Consider the following 14801-nt stretch of genomic DNA (forward strand, 5'->3'; position numbering starts at 1 on the left):
CGCCGACTCCCCGGGAGGCTTTGTGGGCGAGCGCGTACGGTCGCCCATGCGCGACCACGACTGGCCGGTCGTCGACGCCATGACCGAGTACGAGACGAGCTGGTACGACGGCGGCTACGACCGCGTCGAGCAGCCCGACGGCTCGCTGAAAGACTACTACTGGGCACAACTGCCGCCCGCGGTCGTCGTCGTCGCCGTCGACGACGGGGACGTGTTGTTCGTCGACCAGTACCGGCCGACGATTCGCGAGCAGTGCATGGAGTTGGTCGCGGGGATAGTCGAAGAGTCGAGCGGCGATACGGAGGATGTCGCACCGACCCCGAACCGCGAGTCGTACGTCTCCGCTGGCCGCCGCGAACTCCGCGAGGAGACCGGCTACGACGCCGACGACGTCCACTTCCTCGAATCGTTCTGGACGGCGACCGGCGTGCTCCGCCACCAGCGCGGCATCGTCTTCGCGGAGGGGCTGACGGAGGTGGGGCGCGACCTCGACGACAACGAGTTTCTCTCCGTCGAGCGCGTGCCCGTCGAGGAGGCGCTGTCGGTGGCCCGCGAGCCGCCCGCCAACGACGCCACCATCGAGGGCCTGCTGCTCGCGCGGGCCGACGGCTACCTCTAAGTTCCACGACCGCAAGCCGTAACTCCGCACAGACCCACCGGAGGGACATGGACGGCGAGATTTCCGCCGACGAACTCGAAGCGCTCCTCGACGACGGGGAGGACGTCCGTGTCGTCGACATCCGCCAGCGGGCGGCCTTCGAGCGCAGCCACATCCCGGACAGCGAGAACATCCCCTTCTCCGAACTCCCGCAGTCCGTCGACCAGCTAGAGGGCGCCGACCGCGTCGTCACCGTCTGCCCACACGGGCAGGCCAGCCAGCAGGCCGCCCGGCTCATCAAGTCCTACGAGGGCCTCGCCGAGGACGCGCGCGTCGAGAGCCTCGCCAGCGGCATCACCGGCTGGGACGGCGACGTCGTCGCCGACGACCGCGACGAGGGGCCGGACACCGAGTCCGCGACCGAATCCCCGTTCTGAACGCTGGCGCTCCTCCTGCGGTAGCTGTACTGCGGAGCCGTGCGGCTCGGCGACGCGAACACTGAGAGAGAAGCGGTGGTCGTCGACGCGCGGGTTAGGCGACGTTGAAGCCCTTGTCGCGGAGGAAGTCCTCCACGCGCCCCGAGTGGTTGCCTTGGAGTTCGATTTCGCCGTCCTCGACGGTGCCGCCGCACGCGAACTTCGACTTGAGGTCCGACGACAGGCTGTCGAGGTCGACGTCGTTGGGGTCGAATCCTTCGATGACGGTAACTTCCTTTCCGTAGCGTCGCTCGTCGATGCGGATTTCGATTTGCTGGGACTCTTTGGCGACGTCCTCGCAGACGCAGAGTTCCTCGGGCAACCCGCACGTCGAGCACACCTCAGACATTACACGTGTGCGTACGAAATCCGCCTATTAAACACTATCGCCGAGGACCGGGCAGGCGGCTGTTTTCGGCGGCCAGCGACCGCGCGAGCCGCCTCGCTTCGGCGGCGTCCACGTCCCGGCCTTGCTGCCCGCCGCGTCGACGCCGTCGGTGCCGTTCTCGCGCGCCGCCGCGACACGCGCCTGTTCGGCGCTCGTTCGTTCGTCGCTGGGCGTCGGGTTGAAGCACACCGACCCGCGGTCAGCGACGCCGTGAGGTCGCTGGCGTCCGGGACCGACATCGCGGTCGTCGCGCCACCCCGCGAATCGGTGACCGTGTGGGTGTCGTGTGCGTCTGTTATGGTGTGCGAGCGCCGGGCGTCGTCAGTTTTGACATCCTCCCACCCCTGAAAGGGTGGGCTTCCGCTCGCCACGTGTCACTTGTCTGTTTCTCGGTCACACACGACAATGCCGGTTCACGACCAGCGCTTACAGGCCGCGCACACGAACTCGCCGTCGTCCAGCCAGCGCCGCTGTGCGGCCTCGCCGCAGGCCGCACAGACCGACGCGTCGCTCCACGAACTCGTCACCGGCGTCGCGGCCGGCTCGTCGGCGTCATCGTCCGATTCCCGTTCGTCGTCCGCTCGGGCGAACGCATCGAGCGTGGCGTCGTCGGACACGCCCCCGAATTCGGGGGCGACCGACATAACCGTCCCGGAGCATCTAAGGTACCAGCTCACACACGACCGCATATGGTCTGGTTCATCGACAACGCCGTCTCGCTCGTCGAGAACATCGTCACCGCCGCCAGCACGGACCCGCTCTCCGCTGCGCTCGTCCTCCTCGGCGGCGCCATCGTCACGCTCTCCGCCGGCGGCTTCGGCGCGCTCGCGCTCGGCGCGCTCGCCGAGTCGCTGGTCCCGGACACCGCGACCCAGCGCCAGCCCTAGACGCCCGCCGAATCGAACGCGTCCGCGAGCAGCGACACCGCCTTCTCCCGGTCGGGACCGAGCGGCGACGCCGCCACCACGCTGTCGACGTGCTCGCCGACCGCCGCCAACTGCTCGGCGACGTCCCCGGGGTCGCCCGCGATGCAGAACGCCTCCAGCATCCCGTCGGTCACCTGCTCGAACGCCGCCGAGAACTCGCCGGCCTCGATGGCGTCGCCGATGTCGCTGGCGCGCTCGGCGTCGATGCCGTGGCGCTCCAGTACGGGCGGCGCCGCGCCCGCCGCGATGAACGCGACCGGCGGCCGCGCGGCCTCCAGCGCGGCGTTAGCGTCCTCGGCGATGGACACCGACGCGAACGCCGCCACGTCCACGTCGCCGTCCACCACGCGGTCCGCTTCTCCCTCCGCGACGCGGTCGGCCGACCACGCGAGGTCCTTCTCGTGGCTCGCGTTCACCAGCACGCCGTCGGCGTGCTTGCCGGCCATCCGGAGCATGTGCGGGCCCTGCGCGCCCACGTACACCGGAATCTCGCCGACCTCGTAGTTCAGGCCCGCGTCCCGCGCGACGAACGTCCCGTCGTGATCCACGCGCTCGCCCGCCCACAGGTCCTGCGAGACTTTCATCGCCTCCAGCACCCGCCGCAGCGGCTTCTCCCGCTCGACGCCGAGATTGCGGAGCGTCGAGGCGTCGCCAGCACCCAGCCCCAGCATCGCGCGCCCGCCGCTCACCTCGTCGAGGGTCGCGACCTGCGACGCGAGCTTCACGGGGTGGGTGTCGTAGGGGTTCGCCACCCCCGGACCGAGTTGCACGGTCTCGGTCGCGGCCGCCATTCGGTCGAGCGCGATTGCCGGGTCGCGGTTGTTGTAATGACACGACGCGAACACCGCGTCGAAGCCCACTGACTCCGCCCGCGACGCGAGGTCTGCGACCTCCGAGACCGGAATCTCGGGCGTCAGCTCAATTCCGCGCATACTCCCACCCCCGGAGCGCCTGCCGCACGAAGTCACCGTCTATCTCGCGGTACAGCGCCTCGCTGCCCTCGTGGTCGCCGAACTCGAACTCCCGGACGACGACGACGGGCGTGCCGCCGTCGCCCTCCCCGGAGACGAGGTTCGCGGTCGCCGCGAGCTCGTCCACCACGCTCTCGACGGTCACTTCGAGCTCGTGGCCGTCGCGATCGGTCTCTCCGCGCCAGTCCCGGGACGCGGGCATTCCCGCCCAGCCGAGCGCGACGCCGCGCTGGCCGTGCCGGAACGGCCGCCCCGACGTGTCGGTCACGACGACCGCGACGTCCGCATCCAAGCCCTCGCGGATGCGCTCGGCGCTCTCCGACGGTCGCTCCGGGAGCAACAGTAGTTCGGCGCCGCCCGTGTTCGACCGGTCGATGCCGGCGTTCACGCCGACGTGGCCGAACGGCGTCTCCGTCAACAGGAACGGCGCCTCCATCAGCAAGTCCACGGACTCCTCGAGGACCGCCTGCGCGAACCGCGGGTCCTTCTGCTCGCCCGTGGCGTCCGCCAACCGGACGGCGATTTCCCGGGCGCGCGGCCCCGCCGGGTAGTCCGCCAGTGACGCCGTCCGCCCCTCAGCCTTCGAGACGATCGTGCTCGCGACGCAGACCACGTCGCCGTCCTCTAGGTCGGCGCGCTCGGCGACGAGGTCGGCGAGGCTGTCGTCCGAACGCACCTCCGGGAACTCCGGCACCGCGAACGCGTGCATACCCGGGCTTCGACGCCACCGACAAAAGCCCCGGCGGTACCGGACACGCTGGACTACGTTCAAGCCGCTGGCGCTCCCAGTTCCCCATGTGCCAACGCACGTCGTCACCGCCTTCCTGCGGAACGGGCCGGACGTACTGCTGTTGCGACGCAGCGACGACGTCGGCTCCTACCCCGGACAGTGGGGCGCGGTCGCCGGCCACGCCGAGGGCGACCCGGACGCGCAGGCCCGCGTCGAAATCGCCGAGGAGACGGGGCTCCACGACGCGGTCTCGCTCGTCCGCCGCGGCGACCCCTTCGAGGTGACCGACCCCGAGCACGGCACGTGGGTCGTCCACCCCTACTTCTTCGACTGCGACACTCGGAACGTCGACCCGAACTGGGAGACCGCCGACTACGAGTGGGTGCCGGCGACCGAAATCCGGGAGCTCGACACCGTCCCCGAACTCTGGACGTCCTACGACGCCGTGCGGCCGACCGTCGAGACGGTCGCCGGCGACGACGAGCACGGCTCGGCGTACCTCTCGCTGCGCGCGCTCGACGTGCTCCGCGACGAGGCCGCGCTCGCCGCCGACGACGGCGGCTGGCCAGCGGTCGCTGAGACTGCCCGCCGACTCCGCGACGCGAAGCCGGGGATGGCGGTCGTCCGGAATCGCGTGAACCGCGCGGTGACGACCGCCGACCGCGCGGCCGACAGCGTCGAAGCCGCGGCCCGTGAGGTCGCTCGCGAGGCCGTCGATGCGGACGACCGCGCCGCGAGCAACGTAGCGAGCGAACTCGACGACATCGACGCGGTGTTCACGCTCTCGCGCTCCGGGACCGTCGAACGCGCGCTCTACCACGCGCGCTCCGAGCAGGTGTTCGTCGCCGAATCACGGCCCGGCGGCGAGGGGATTGCTGTCGCGGAGTCGTTCGTCGGCGACTTCGACGTGACGCTCACCAGCGACGCGAACGTTCCCGCGACGGTCGCCGACGCCGACGCGGTGCTCGTCGGCGCGGACGCCGTCTTCCCGGACGGCCGCGTCGTCAACAAGGTCGGGACGCGCGCCGCCGCGCTCGCCGCCCGCGACGCCGGCATTCCGGTGTTGGTCGTCTGCGCCGCTGACAAGGTAGCCCTGGAACCGCACCCGGTCGGCGACAGCGAAGCCGGGTCGCTGTACGACGGCGACGCGCAGCTCGACGTCTGCGACCCCGTCTTCGAGGTCGTTCCCGCGCGCCTCGTCGACGGCGTCGTCACCGAGGAGGGGCGACTCGATTCCGCAGACGTCGAGCGGGTCGCCGACGAACACCGTCGCTGGGCGGACTGGGAGTGAAAGGCTCTTCTCCCGGGAGCCCCTACCACGCTCCCGGGCGACGGTGACGAGGAGTTACCCCCTCCGAGCCCCTTGTGACGAGGAATTTTCTCCCGAGTCGCCCGCCTCAGAACTAGGCAGCGACGGCTGTAGCTCGCAGGCGGCGTTCGAGTCCGCGAGCCGGTCCGCCGCCGTTCCGCGTCCGCCGGCCCGCGGCGACTGTCAGGTCACGCGTTCTGTTGGCTCCGTTCTCTCACTTGAACCTACGCAGCCGGCAGCGGAGCATCCGCGAGCCGAGCGGCTCGGAGAGCCCGAGGCGAGCGGTTCACTCGCGGCTTCGCCGCGAGGCCGACGAACCCCCGAAGGGGTGAGGACGGCTTTTGGCCGAGCTTTTGTCGAGGGCGCGCTCCGCGCGCCCGCAGCGCAAAAGGTCGCCTAGAAGAACTTCTTGAGGTCGTCGCGTTTCTCGGCGTCGAGGTGCGTCCGGACGGCGTCGTCGAAGGCGCTGGTGCGGCCGTGTTTGGCGGCGATGGGGGCGATGGTGTCCTGCCACTGCTTCCACGGGGGGTGGAGGCCGAGGCGGTCGGCGACGTCGTTCAGTCGTTCGTCGCGGTCGTCTACTTTGTCCATCTTGTTGACGGCGACGACCGGCTGGATGTCAAGGTCCTGGAGGAGGTAGAACAGCTCGACGACGTGGGGAATCTCGTCGTCGCTGGTGTGGCGGTCGATGATGTCGACGGCGGCCTTGCCGTCGAGGACGAGCACGCCGACCATGATGTCGTCGGCGTTGTCCTCCAGGTAGCGGACGACGTCGGTCTTGATGCGTTCGCGGACGTCGTCCTCGACGCCGGACATGAACCCGAAGCCGGGGAGGTCGGTGACGACGAAGTCGTCGCTGGCCCAGTCGTAGTGGTTGGGTTTCCGGGTGACGCCGGGCTTCTGGCCGGTCGCCACGCTGTGGCCGGTAATCTCCCGCATGAGCGTGGACTTGCCGACGTTCGACCGGCCGACGAGGACGACCTCGTCGCTGCGGTCGGGGCGGGTGTCGAACATACCGTTCGTAGCCGGTCGGCGGGGTTAAGTCCCGCGTCCGGCGCACGCTCAAACGGCGGTTTCACTCTGAGCGAGGTTGAAGAGGCGGCCCGTCGTAGCGTGGTGTGTGATGCGACAGCAAACACTCGTGCTCGCGGTGCTCGGGACGGCCCTGCTGGTGACCGCCGGCGTCGCCGGCGCCCTCACTCTCGGGAGCGGGTCGGCGACAGCCGGCCAGGCGGCGCCCGACGAACAGTCGATTACGGTCTCCGCGGACGGCACCGTGGAGGCGTCGCCCGACCAGGCGGTCGTCCGGGTCGCGGTGACGGCCACCGGCAACGACTCGTCGGCGGTCCGCGACGAGGTCGCCGAGCGCGCGGAGACGATGCAGTCGGCGCTGGAGTCGTACGGCGTCCCGTCGGAGAACGTCCGCACCGCGTACTTCGACATCCATCAGGAGCGCGAGCGGACGCCCGAGGGGACCGAGCGCGGCCAGTACGTCGGCACGCACGCGTTCGAGATCACCGTCGAGGACACTGACGCGGCCGGCGAGGTCATCGACACCGCCGTGAACAACGGCGCGGACCGCGTCGACGGCGTCTCGTTCACGCTCTCCGACGAGAAGCGCGAGTCCCTCTACCAGGACGCGCTCACGAACGCGATGGGGAACGCCGAGACGCGCGCCGACACGCTCGCCGACGCCGGCGGGCTCTCTGTGACCGACACCCACACTATCGTCTCGACGAACACAGACTACCGCGCGTACCGCGTCGAGTCGGCCGCGCTCTCGGCCGGCGGCGCGGCGTCCGGGACGTCCGTGGAGTCCGGGCCGGTCACCGTCACCGCGGACGTCCGCGTGACGTACAACGCGACCGTCGCCTGAGCGTCGCTCCCTGAACGCTTTTCCTTCGCCCCCGTGAACGCGCAGTCGTGCGACTCGTTCAGGCGACCGTTCCGACGGGCAAACGGGAGGCCGTCCTCGACGCGCTCGACGAGGAGGGCATCGACTACGTGGTCAGCGACGAGACCAGCGGCCGCGACTACAACGCCGTCGTCCACTTCCCGATACCGACCGAGGCCGTCGAGGACGCGCTCGACGCGCTCCGCTCGGCGGGGCTCTCCGAGGACGCCTACACGGTCGTCCTGAGCGCGGAGACGGTCGTCTCGCGACACTTCGACGAGCTCGAAGAGCGCTACACCGAGGAGGAGGAGAACGGCGACAAGATAGCCCGCGAGGAGCTGGTCGCTCGCGCGAAGGACCTCGCGCCGTCCCGGACGACCTACGTCGTGATGACGCTGGTCAGCACCATCATCGCGACCGCGGGCCTGCTGTTGGACTCGCCGGCGACGGTCGTCGGCTCGATGGTCATCGCGCCGCTGCTCGGGCCGGCGATGTCCGCGAGCGTCGGCACCGTCGTCGACGACGAGGACCTGTTCCGCAGGGGCGTCTACCTCCAGTTAGTGGGCGTCGTGCTCGCCGTCGTCGGCGCGGCGGCGTTCGCGTTCTTCGTGAAGTTCACGAACGTCGTCCCGCCCGGGCTGGACGTGTTGACGCTGTCGGAGGTCAGCGAGCGCCTGCGCCCGGACTTCCTCTCGCTGGTGGTCGCGCTCGGCGCCGGCGTCGCGGGCGTGTTCAGCCTGATGACCGGCGTCTCGTCGGCGCTGGTCGGCGTCGCCATCGCCGTCGCGTTGATTCCGCCGGCGGCCAGCGTCGGCATCGGCATCGCGTGGGGCGTTCCGACGCTCGCGGTCGGGTCCGGCGTGCTCGTCATGGTGAACGTCCTCTCCATCAACCTCGCCGCGCTCGTCGTGCTGTGGTACTCGGGCTACCGCCCGCAGCGGTTCTTCGAGGTCGGGCAGGCGCGCTCGGCGTTACTGAAGCGCGGCGCCGCGCTCGCGGTCGCCATCGTCGTGCTGTCGGCGTTCCTCGGCGGCGTCACGTACACGTCCTACCAGTCCGCCACCGAGGAACAGGCCATCAACGACGCCGTCGGCGACGTGCTCTCGCAGTCCGAGTACGCGGACGCCGCGCTGCTGGACACGACCTACGAGTACGAACAGGGGTTCGTACAGCGCGAGCCACAGCGCGTCGTCGTCACCGTCGGCGTGCCGCCCGACGCCGACTACCCCGGGCTCTACGACCGACTGAACGAGCGCGTCGCCGCGACCGCCGACCACGACGTCGAACTGGAGGTCAGGTACGTCTACCGCCAGCAGTCCGGCTGACTACTCCTCGTGGGGGAGCGTCGGCTCGTAGCCGACGGCCTCCACCGCCGCGTCCAGCGTCTCCTGGACGCCCTCGCCGTTCTGGACGCTCATGTAGCAGTCCGCCGCCACGTCCTCGGAGAGGTCCGCCTTGTTGCAAACCGTGACCAGCGGCACGTCGCCGAACTGGTCGGCGACTTCCGCGCGGAGCGCGCGCTGGTCGTCGAGCATGTACCCGCAGGTCTCGCTGGCGTCGAGGAAGAACAGGATGACGTCGCCGGCGTGCGCGAGCGCCGAAACTGCTTGATTCTCGATTTCGTTGCGCTCGTCAGCGGGCCGGTCGAGCAGGCCGGGGGTGTCCACGATCTGCCAGCGCACGCGCTCGACGTCGAGGTGGCCGACCTCGATGCCCTTCGTCGTGAACGGGTACTCGGCGGTCTCGATTTTCGCCGTCGAGACGGCGTTCACGAACGACGACTTCCCGACGTTCGGGTAGCCCGCGACCACGATGGTCGGCGCGTCCGGGTCGATTTCGGGGAGATTCTTCAGGGCGTCGCGGGCGCGGCCCACGGCGTCGAGGTCCTCCTCGATCTGGTCCATCACGGAGCCCATGCGCGCGAACCCCTGCTTGCGGACTTTTCGCATCGCGTCGGTGTCGCCGCGGGGGAGCTTCCCGATGTATTCCCGGCCGAGGTCGTGGGTCTTGTTCGCCGCCCACGAAATCTCGGAGAGGTGCTGACGCAGCGCGTCCACCCCGCGGTCGTCGTCGAACTCCCGTCGGAGCACGGCGTCCGCGAGCTCGTAGTAGAACGGGTCGACGGTGTCGAAGTCCGGCCACGCCGTCACGACGTTGTGGAGGTTGTCACCGAGGATGTTCGACGACGTCTGCAGCATCGACTCCTGGGCCTCGTAGCCGCCCTTCGCGCGGCCCGCCCGGGCTGCCCGCGAGAACGCCTTGTCGAGGAGCTCCTCCGACGTCGGGGTCGTCGGCAGGTTCTCGAAAATCATACCCCGGAGTAGGCCTGCGAGACGTAAAAGCGCACGTATCGGGACCGACACGGCCCGCGAGGCTTTTCGGCCTCCGCCGCCTCCCTCCGGTATGGTCAACTGGCGCGCGGTCCTCACTGGGTTCGCCGTAGAGTTCGTGCTCGGCGTGTTCGCGTTCGCGCTCCCGGGCGTCGGCCACGCGGCCGCCGGCCTCGTCGGCGGCTTCGTCGCTGGCTGGATGGCGGACGACGGCGTCTGGGGCGGCGCCGTCCACGGCTTCCTCGCGGGCGCGCTCGGCGGCCTCCTCGTCGCCGTCGTCGTCCTCGTGCTCGGCGTGCTGTTCTCCGCGACCGGCCTCCTGCCCGTGGGACTGCTCGGGCTCGGCGTCGGCGCGCTCGCGCTCGTCTTCTTCGGCCTGCTCGCCATCGACAGCGCCATCGCGGGCGCCATCGGCGGCTTCCTCGCCTAATCCCGCGCGAACTCGCGGACCGCGTCGGCGAGCTGTTCGGGCGCGGTGTTGATGCCGAGGTGCCCGACACCCGCTAACTCCGCGCGCTCCGTCTCCGCGAGCGCGCCGTCCAGCGTCTCCACCGCCTCGCGGAGGTGCTCGGGACCCTGTTCGCCGAGCACGAGCAGCGTCGGCACGCCGGTCTCCGGGTCGTCGAGGTCGTAGTCCTCCACGACCTCGATCTCGCGTGCGACCGTCTCCACGATGCCCGCGGCCTGCTCGACTGCCGGCTGCGGGAGCAGGTCGGCAGCGCCGACTGCGTCGAGGAACACTTCGACGGCACCGACGCGGTTGCCGTCCGCGAGGCGTGCGCGAATCCGTTCGCCGAGGTCGCCGCCGTGTGGCTCGCCCACCAGAATCGGGGGCTCGTACAGCACCAGCCGGTCGATATCCATCTCGTTGGCGGCTTCGAGCGCGACCAATCCGCCGAAGGAGTGCCCGAGCACGATTAGCTCGCCATCAACCGCTTCGACGACCGCTCGGAGGTCCTCGACTTCGCGCTCGAAACTGTACTCGTCGCCGTCACCGCTCGCTCCCCTGCCACGCCGGTCGTAGGTCACGACCTCGAAGTCGTCGGCGAGGTGGGGCACGAGGTCGCGGAAGCTCTCCTTGCGCGCGCTGGTCCCGTGGACGAGCACGAGTGGCTGGCCGTCGCCGCGCGTCTCGTACCCGACTTCGGTGCCGTCCGCAGAAGTGATAGAATGCACGTGCCGGGCTTTCGTGCCCGGCTACTTGAGCGATACTGGTCGGCTACCGCCGCGCTTCCAGTTCGTCCAGCAGGTCCTCGGCGTCCATGTCGTGCTGGGCGAGCACGACGAGCATGTGGTAGATGATGTCCGCGCCCTCGTGGGCGAGTTCGTCCTCGTCGCCGTCCTTCGCGGCGAGCAGGAACTCCGTGGCTTCCTCCCCGAGCTTCTCCAGGGCGGCGTTCTCGCCCTTCTCGTGCGTGAACAGTTCGGCCGTGTAGGAGTCCTCGGGGAGGGTCTCCTTGCGGTCCTCGATGACCGCGAACAGTTCGCGGAGCACGTCGCTCACGCCGCCATCACCTCGCGGATGTCGTCGAGGTCGTCAAACTCCGCGGGGTCGCGGCGGCCGTCCTCGAAGACGGCTTCGGCGACCTCGATTGGGGCGTCGGTGCGCGCCGCCAGCGCCAGCGAGTCGCTCGGGCGCGCGTCTACGACTGCCCCGCCGCGCGGCGTATCGACGTGGAGGTCCGCATAGTACGTCCCCTCGTCGACGTCCGACACGGCCACGTGGTCGATGCGGCCGCCGAGCTCCTCGACGAGGTCGAGCGTGAGGTCGTGGGTCAGCGGCCGCCCGATGTCCGCGGCGTCCAGCCCGCGCGCGATGCTGGTGGCCTCCTCGAAGCCGACGAAGATGGGGAGCACGTCGTCGGTGCCGTCGACGCCGACGAGCACGACCGGCAGCGGGCCGTCCGGCGTCCCCGCCACGCGGACGCCGTCGATGTGAGCGTTCATGGGCATGGTTTCGCGAGGACGGTCAAAAGCTTGCCTCCTCGTTCAGGAAGAACGCGAGGTCGTGGATGCGGGAGTCGTTCGTGAGCTCCGGGTGGAACGACGTGCCGACGACCGGGCCGTCCCGAATCGCGACCGGGTTCCCCTCCCAGTCCGCGAGCACGTCCACGTCCTCGCCGACGTCGGCGACCAGCGGCGCGCGGATGAACACCGCGGGGAACGGCTCGTCCAGCCCCTCGACGTCCAGCGGCGCCTCGAAGGAGTCCTTCTGGCGGCCGAACGCGTTCCGGTCGACGGTCGCGTCCACGAGGTCAAGCGTTTGCACGCGGTCGTCGTTGGCGTCGGTCGAGGAGACGATGAGGCCCGCGCACGTCGCCAGCATCGGCTTCCCGGCGTCGACGTGCGCCCGAATCTCCTCGTCGATGCCCTCCCGGGCGAGCAGCCGCGAAATCGCGGTCGACTCCCCGCCCGGCAACAACAGGATGTCACAGTCGGGGACGAGCCCGGAGCGCCGAATCTCGGTGACCTCGGCGTCCAGCCCGTGCTCGTCGGCGGCCCGACGGATGGCGTCCGCGTGCTCGGAGACGTCCCCCTGCACGGCGACGACGCCGGCGCTGACAGTCATGTGCTCGCTTACGGACCGCCGCGGAAAAAGCCTCTCGGGGTCGGGCTACGCGAAGAACTGCAGGAGGAGGACGGCGACGCCGAAGAACGCGCCCGTCGCCACCACGGAGCGCGGGTCGATGCGGATGGCGTTCGGGTCCTCGGAGTCGAAGTACCGGACCAGCCCTGCGCTGGACATCAGCCCGCCGGAGTTCTGTCCGCTGCTCATACGACCGAGTCGGACCCGCACCCGCCTAAACCTTTCGTGTCCCGGTGGCTCGCGGCGCGAGCGACGCTGCGGGGCGCACGCCGCCGAAGCGGCGAGGGTCGTCCCGTGAGTAACCCTTATGCGGGGCGCGGGGCAAGGACGAATAGACCGATGACTGTCACCATCAAGGACTTCTACGCCGACTGGTGTGGCCCCTGCAAGACGCAGGACCCCATCCTCGAGGACCTCGAGGAGGACTACGGCGACCGCGTCACCTTCGAGAAGATCGACGTCGACGAGAACGAGGACGTCGCCAACGAGTACCAGGTGCGCTCGATTCCGACCGTCGTCATCGAGGACGACGACGGCGTCGTCGAGCGCTTCGTCGGCGTCACGCAGCGCGACCAGCTCGAGGACGCGCTCGAAGAAGCCGGCGCCTAACCGTCGGTTCTCCCGACGCGACCCGCTGCCGCGTCACCTCCTTCCCCGTTGTTTTCTCGTCGCCAGCGTAGCGACCGTCAGGCTGTTGTAACCCACCGCCGACAGTCCCCTCATGTTCGCGTCTCTGCCGCTCGCCGCACTCGGGGACCTCCCCCCGGTGACGACCGAGATGGCAGTCGTCTTCGTCCTCGTCGCAATCACGCTGGTGCTGTTCGTGACGGAGGCGCTGCCGCTGGACGTCACCGCGATTCTCGTGATGGTGACGCTGATGGTCCTCCAGGACTGGACGAACATCTCCGTCACCGAGGGGCTCTCGGGGTTCTCGAACCCCGCGACCATCACGGTGCTGGCGATGCTCATTCTCTCGAACGGCATCTCCCGGTCGGGCGTCGTCCAGATTATCGGCCGGTACATGTCGGCGTTCGCGGGGACGAACAAGCACCGCCAGCTCGCCTCGACGATTCTCGCCACGGGGCCGGCGTCCGGGTTCATCAACAACACGCCCGTCGTCGCCATCCTCGTCCCCGTCATCAGCGACCTCGCGCACAAGGGCGGCACCTCGCCCTCGAAACTGCTGATGCCGCTGTCGTTCGCGTCGATGCTCGGCGGGATGCTCACGCTCATCGGCACGTCGACGAACATCCTCGCGAGCCAGACCGCCGAGCGCATCGGCGCCGAGCGCGGCGTCGAGGCGCTGCACGCGTTCTCGATGTTCGAGTTCACGCACCTCGGCGCCATCGTGCTCGTCGTCGGGTCCGCGTACTTGATGACGATTGGCTACTGGCTGCTCCCCGAGCGCGTCCCGCCCGAGGAGGACTACCTCGCGGAGTACGAGATGCAGGACTACCTCAGCGAGGTCGTCGTGCAGGCGTCCTCGCCGCTCGTCGGGAAGACCGTCTCGGAGGCCATCGACGAACAGCGCTTCGACGCGGACGTGCTCCAGCTCGTGCGCGGCGGCGAGCGCTTCATCGAGCCCATCGGCCAGAAGGTCATCAAGCCCGGGGACGTGCTCACGATTCGGACCGACCGCGAGACGCTGGGCGCCATCGCGAACGTCGACGACCTCGCGCTCACGGGCGCGCCGGAGACCGACCCCGAGCTGGAGCCCAGCACCGAGGAAGACCAGACGCTCGTCGAACTCGTCATCCAGTCGGGGTCGTCGCTGGTCGGCGAGACGCTGAAGTCGTCGTCGTTCCGCGGGCGCTACGACGCGAACGTGCTGGCGTACCGCTCCCGGGGGGAGACGGTCCGCCAGCGCATGGACGAGCTGAAGCTCCGCGTCGGCGACACGCTGCTGATTCAGGCGCCCGAGGACAGCATCGACCGGCTCTCCCAGAGCCCGGACTTCATCCTCGCGCACGAGCCCGACGAGCCCGACTACCGCACGGAGAAGATTCCGTACGCCGTCGCCACCATCGTCGGCGTCATCGGCGCGGCGACGCTGCTGCCCGTCAACATCGTCGTGTCGGCGCTCGCGGGCGTCGTCGCGATGGTCGCCACCGGCGTGCTGCGGCCCGGGGAAATCTACGACTCCGTGGACTGGAACGTCATCTTCCTGCTGGCGGGCGTCATCCCGCTTGGCATCGCCTTAGAGCAGACCGGCGGCGCGGAACTGCTCGGGGCGCTGGTCGCGGCGACAGGCGAGTTCCTCCCAGCAATCGGCGTGCTGTGGGTGTTCTACGTCTCCACGAGCCTCATCACGGGCGTCATCTCGAACAACGCCAGCGTCGTGTTGATGATTCCCGTCGCCGTCGAGGCCGCGCTGGAAGTCGGCGCGAACCCGTTCGCGTTCGTGCTCGCGGTGACGTTCGCGGCCTCGACGGCGTTCATGACGCCCGTCGGCTACCAGACGAACCTCTTCGTCTACGGGCCGGGCGGCTACAAGTTCAGCGACTACGTCCGCGTCGGGATGCCGCTGCAGCTGCTGCTATCGTTTGTCACGGTCGCCGGCATCGCGTTCTTCTGGACGCTGTGAGCGTCCCC

The 14801-nt window shown here is 69.6% G+C and carries 20 protein-coding genes; 9 read left to right on the forward strand and 11 right to left on the reverse strand.

Annotated features, from left to right (window positions below):
- The first annotated feature begins 46 nt into the window (after positions 1-46).
- Together ABSL23_RS05325 and ABSL23_RS05330 are read left to right on the forward strand one after the other, a co-directional pair.
- Positions 47-619 carry an NUDIX hydrolase gene (locus tag ABSL23_RS05325; protein WP_353634950.1) on the forward strand — a complete coding sequence of 191 codons (573 nt, stop codon included), beginning with the start codon at positions 47-49 and terminating at the stop codon, positions 617-619.
- Between the two features lie 47 nt (positions 620-666).
- Positions 667-1035, forward strand: a complete 369-nt coding sequence (locus ABSL23_RS05330; protein WP_353634951.1) for a rhodanese-like domain-containing protein — start codon at positions 667-669, stop codon at positions 1033-1035.
- 94 nt (positions 1036-1129) lie between these two features.
- Here ABSL23_RS05330 and yciH read toward each other — a convergent pair whose 3' ends face one another.
- Both yciH and ABSL23_RS05340 read right to left on the reverse strand, forming a co-directional pair.
- Positions 1130-1423 (reverse strand): stress response translation initiation inhibitor YciH, encoded by a 294-nt coding sequence (yciH, locus tag ABSL23_RS05335; protein ID WP_058980746.1) that lies wholly within the window; start codon positions 1421-1423, stop codon positions 1130-1132.
- 452 nt (positions 1424-1875) lie between these two features.
- On the reverse strand, positions 1876-2079 hold the full coding sequence (locus tag ABSL23_RS05340) for a hypothetical protein (protein ID WP_082687249.1): 204 nt from the start codon (positions 2077-2079) through the stop codon (positions 1876-1878).
- 72 nt (positions 2080-2151) lie between these two features.
- Between ABSL23_RS05340 and ABSL23_RS05345 the strand changes: the two genes are divergently transcribed.
- Entirely contained in the window at positions 2152-2349 is a 198-nt protein-coding gene (locus ABSL23_RS05345; protein ID WP_059055220.1) for a hypothetical protein, read from the forward strand.
- Here the strand turns inward: ABSL23_RS05345 and ABSL23_RS05350 are convergent.
- Both ABSL23_RS05350 and ABSL23_RS05355 read right to left on the reverse strand, forming a co-directional pair.
- Positions 2346-3320 (reverse strand): 5,10-methylenetetrahydromethanopterin reductase, encoded by a 975-nt coding sequence (locus tag ABSL23_RS05350; protein WP_089649647.1) that lies wholly within the window; start codon positions 3318-3320, stop codon positions 2346-2348. The genes ABSL23_RS05345 and ABSL23_RS05350 overlap by 4 nt on opposite strands.
- Positions 3307-4068 carry a coenzyme F420-0:L-glutamate ligase gene (locus ABSL23_RS05355; RefSeq protein WP_059055224.1) on the reverse strand — a complete coding sequence of 254 codons (762 nt, stop codon included), beginning with the start codon at positions 4066-4068 and terminating at the stop codon, positions 3307-3309. Before ABSL23_RS05355 ends, ABSL23_RS05350 begins: the two co-directional genes overlap by 14 nt.
- 88 nt (positions 4069-4156) lie before the next feature.
- Between ABSL23_RS05355 and ABSL23_RS05360 the strand changes: the two genes are divergently transcribed.
- Entirely contained in the window at positions 4157-5380 is a 1224-nt protein-coding gene (locus ABSL23_RS05360) for an NUDIX domain-containing protein (RefSeq protein ID WP_353634952.1), read from the forward strand.
- A gap of 414 nt (positions 5381-5794) precedes the next feature.
- On the opposite strand, the gene engB is transcribed toward ABSL23_RS05360, so the two are convergent.
- Positions 5795-6412, reverse strand: a complete 618-nt coding sequence (engB, locus tag ABSL23_RS05365; RefSeq protein ID WP_059055226.1) for a GTP-binding protein EngB — start codon at positions 6410-6412, stop codon at positions 5795-5797.
- 109 nt (positions 6413-6521) lie between these two features.
- On the opposite strand from engB, the gene ABSL23_RS05370 reads away from it, so the two are divergent.
- Positions 6522-7274: an SIMPL domain-containing protein gene (locus ABSL23_RS05370; protein ID WP_353634953.1), complete on the forward strand. Its 753-nt coding sequence runs from the start codon at positions 6522-6524 to the stop codon at positions 7272-7274.
- A gap of 47 nt (positions 7275-7321) precedes the next feature.
- The gene (locus ABSL23_RS05375) at positions 7322-8617 is read left to right on the forward strand and encodes a TIGR00341 family protein (RefSeq protein WP_353634954.1); all 1296 of its coding nucleotides are present in this window, start codon (positions 7322-7324) and stop codon (positions 8615-8617) included.
- Here ABSL23_RS05375 and ABSL23_RS05380 read toward each other — a convergent pair whose 3' ends face one another.
- Positions 8618-9604, reverse strand: a complete 987-nt coding sequence (locus ABSL23_RS05380) for an NOG1 family protein (protein ID WP_353634955.1) — start codon at positions 9602-9604, stop codon at positions 8618-8620.
- Positions 9605-9695: 91 nt separating this feature from the next.
- On the opposite strand from ABSL23_RS05380, the gene ABSL23_RS05385 reads away from it, so the two are divergent.
- Positions 9696-10052, forward strand: coding sequence for a DUF5518 domain-containing protein (locus tag ABSL23_RS05385; protein WP_353634956.1), 357 nt, complete (start codon positions 9696-9698; stop codon positions 10050-10052).
- On the opposite strand, the gene ABSL23_RS05390 is transcribed toward ABSL23_RS05385, so the two are convergent.
- Genes ABSL23_RS05390 through ABSL23_RS05410 form a run of 5 tightly spaced genes read right to left on the reverse strand, consistent with a single transcriptional unit; the run spans position 10049 to position 12398 of the window.
- On the reverse strand, positions 10049-10798 hold the full coding sequence (locus ABSL23_RS05390; RefSeq protein WP_353634957.1) for an alpha/beta hydrolase: 750 nt from the start codon (positions 10796-10798) through the stop codon (positions 10049-10051). The genes ABSL23_RS05385 and ABSL23_RS05390 overlap by 4 nt on opposite strands.
- A gap of 43 nt (positions 10799-10841) precedes the next feature.
- Positions 10842-11126 (reverse strand): phosphoribosyl-ATP diphosphatase, encoded by a 285-nt coding sequence (gene hisE, locus ABSL23_RS05395; RefSeq protein WP_353634958.1) that lies wholly within the window; start codon positions 11124-11126, stop codon positions 10842-10844.
- Positions 11123-11569: a bifunctional nuclease family protein gene (locus ABSL23_RS05400; RefSeq protein WP_353634959.1), complete on the reverse strand. Its 447-nt coding sequence runs from the start codon at positions 11567-11569 to the stop codon at positions 11123-11125. The genes hisE and ABSL23_RS05400 overlap by 4 nt, the downstream gene beginning before the upstream one ends.
- Before the next feature lie 22 nt (positions 11570-11591).
- The gene (pdxT, locus tag ABSL23_RS05405) at positions 11592-12191 is read right to left on the reverse strand and encodes a pyridoxal 5'-phosphate synthase glutaminase subunit PdxT (RefSeq protein WP_353634960.1); all 600 of its coding nucleotides are present in this window, start codon (positions 12189-12191) and stop codon (positions 11592-11594) included.
- A gap of 45 nt (positions 12192-12236) precedes the next feature.
- Positions 12237-12398: a preprotein translocase subunit Sec61beta gene (locus tag ABSL23_RS05410; protein ID WP_353634961.1), complete on the reverse strand. Its 162-nt coding sequence runs from the start codon at positions 12396-12398 to the stop codon at positions 12237-12239.
- Positions 12399-12548: 150 nt separating this feature from the next.
- Here ABSL23_RS05410 and trxA point away from each other — a divergent pair, with 150 nt between their 5' ends.
- Positions 12549-12818, forward strand: a complete 270-nt coding sequence (gene trxA / locus ABSL23_RS05415; protein WP_059055243.1) for a thioredoxin — start codon at positions 12549-12551, stop codon at positions 12816-12818.
- A gap of 112 nt (positions 12819-12930) precedes the next feature.
- A complete protein-coding gene (locus ABSL23_RS05420) occupies positions 12931-14793 on the forward strand; it encodes an SLC13 family permease (protein WP_353634962.1) in 1863 nt (620 codons plus the stop codon).
- The last annotated feature ends 8 nt before the right edge of the window (positions 14794-14801 follow it).

Source organism: Halobacterium sp. NMX12-1, from assembly GCF_040435975.1.
Lineage (GTDB): Archaea > Halobacteriota > Halobacteria > Halobacteriales > Halobacteriaceae > Halobacterium > Halobacterium hubeiense.

What these genes read in the sequence shown, in the direction of transcription:
- ABSL23_RS05325 (WP_353634950.1), top strand. Translation starts at nt 47, where the DNA reads ATGCGCGACCACGACTGGCCGGTCGTCGACGCCATGACCGAGTACGAG.
- ABSL23_RS05330 (WP_353634951.1), top strand. Translation starts at nt 667, where the DNA reads ATGGACGGCGAGATTTCCGCCGACGAACTCGAAGCGCTCCTCGACGAC.
- yciH (WP_058980746.1), bottom strand. Translation starts at nt 1,423, where the DNA reads ATGTCTGAGGTGTGCTCGACGTGCGGGTTGCCCGAGGAACTCTGCGTC.
- ABSL23_RS05345 (WP_059055220.1), top strand. Translation starts at nt 2,152, where the DNA reads ATGGTCTGGTTCATCGACAACGCCGTCTCGCTCGTCGAGAACATCGTC.
- ABSL23_RS05350 (WP_089649647.1), bottom strand. Translation starts at nt 3,320, where the DNA reads ATGCGCGGAATTGAGCTGACGCCCGAGATTCCGGTCTCGGAGGTCGCA.
- ABSL23_RS05355 (WP_059055224.1), bottom strand. Translation starts at nt 4,068, where the DNA reads ATGCACGCGTTCGCGGTGCCGGAGTTCCCGGAGGTGCGTTCGGACGAC.
- engB (WP_059055226.1), bottom strand. Translation starts at nt 6,412, where the DNA reads ATGTTCGACACCCGCCCCGACCGCAGCGACGAGGTCGTCCTCGTCGGC.
- ABSL23_RS05370 (WP_353634953.1), top strand. Translation starts at nt 6,522, where the DNA reads ATGCGACAGCAAACACTCGTGCTCGCGGTGCTCGGGACGGCCCTGCTG.
- ABSL23_RS05380 (WP_353634955.1), bottom strand. Translation starts at nt 9,604, where the DNA reads ATGATTTTCGAGAACCTGCCGACGACCCCGACGTCGGAGGAGCTCCTC.
- ABSL23_RS05385 (WP_353634956.1), top strand. Translation starts at nt 9,696, where the DNA reads ATGGTCAACTGGCGCGCGGTCCTCACTGGGTTCGCCGTAGAGTTCGTG.
- ABSL23_RS05400 (WP_353634959.1), bottom strand. Translation starts at nt 11,569, where the DNA reads ATGAACGCTCACATCGACGGCGTCCGCGTGGCGGGGACGCCGGACGGC.
- pdxT (WP_353634960.1), bottom strand. Translation starts at nt 12,191, where the DNA reads ATGACTGTCAGCGCCGGCGTCGTCGCCGTGCAGGGGGACGTCTCCGAG.
- ABSL23_RS05410 (WP_353634961.1), bottom strand. Translation starts at nt 12,398, where the DNA reads ATGAGCAGCGGACAGAACTCCGGCGGGCTGATGTCCAGCGCAGGGCTG.
- trxA (WP_059055243.1), top strand. Translation starts at nt 12,549, where the DNA reads ATGACTGTCACCATCAAGGACTTCTACGCCGACTGGTGTGGCCCCTGC.
- ABSL23_RS05420 (WP_353634962.1), top strand. Translation starts at nt 12,931, where the DNA reads ATGTTCGCGTCTCTGCCGCTCGCCGCACTCGGGGACCTCCCCCCGGTG.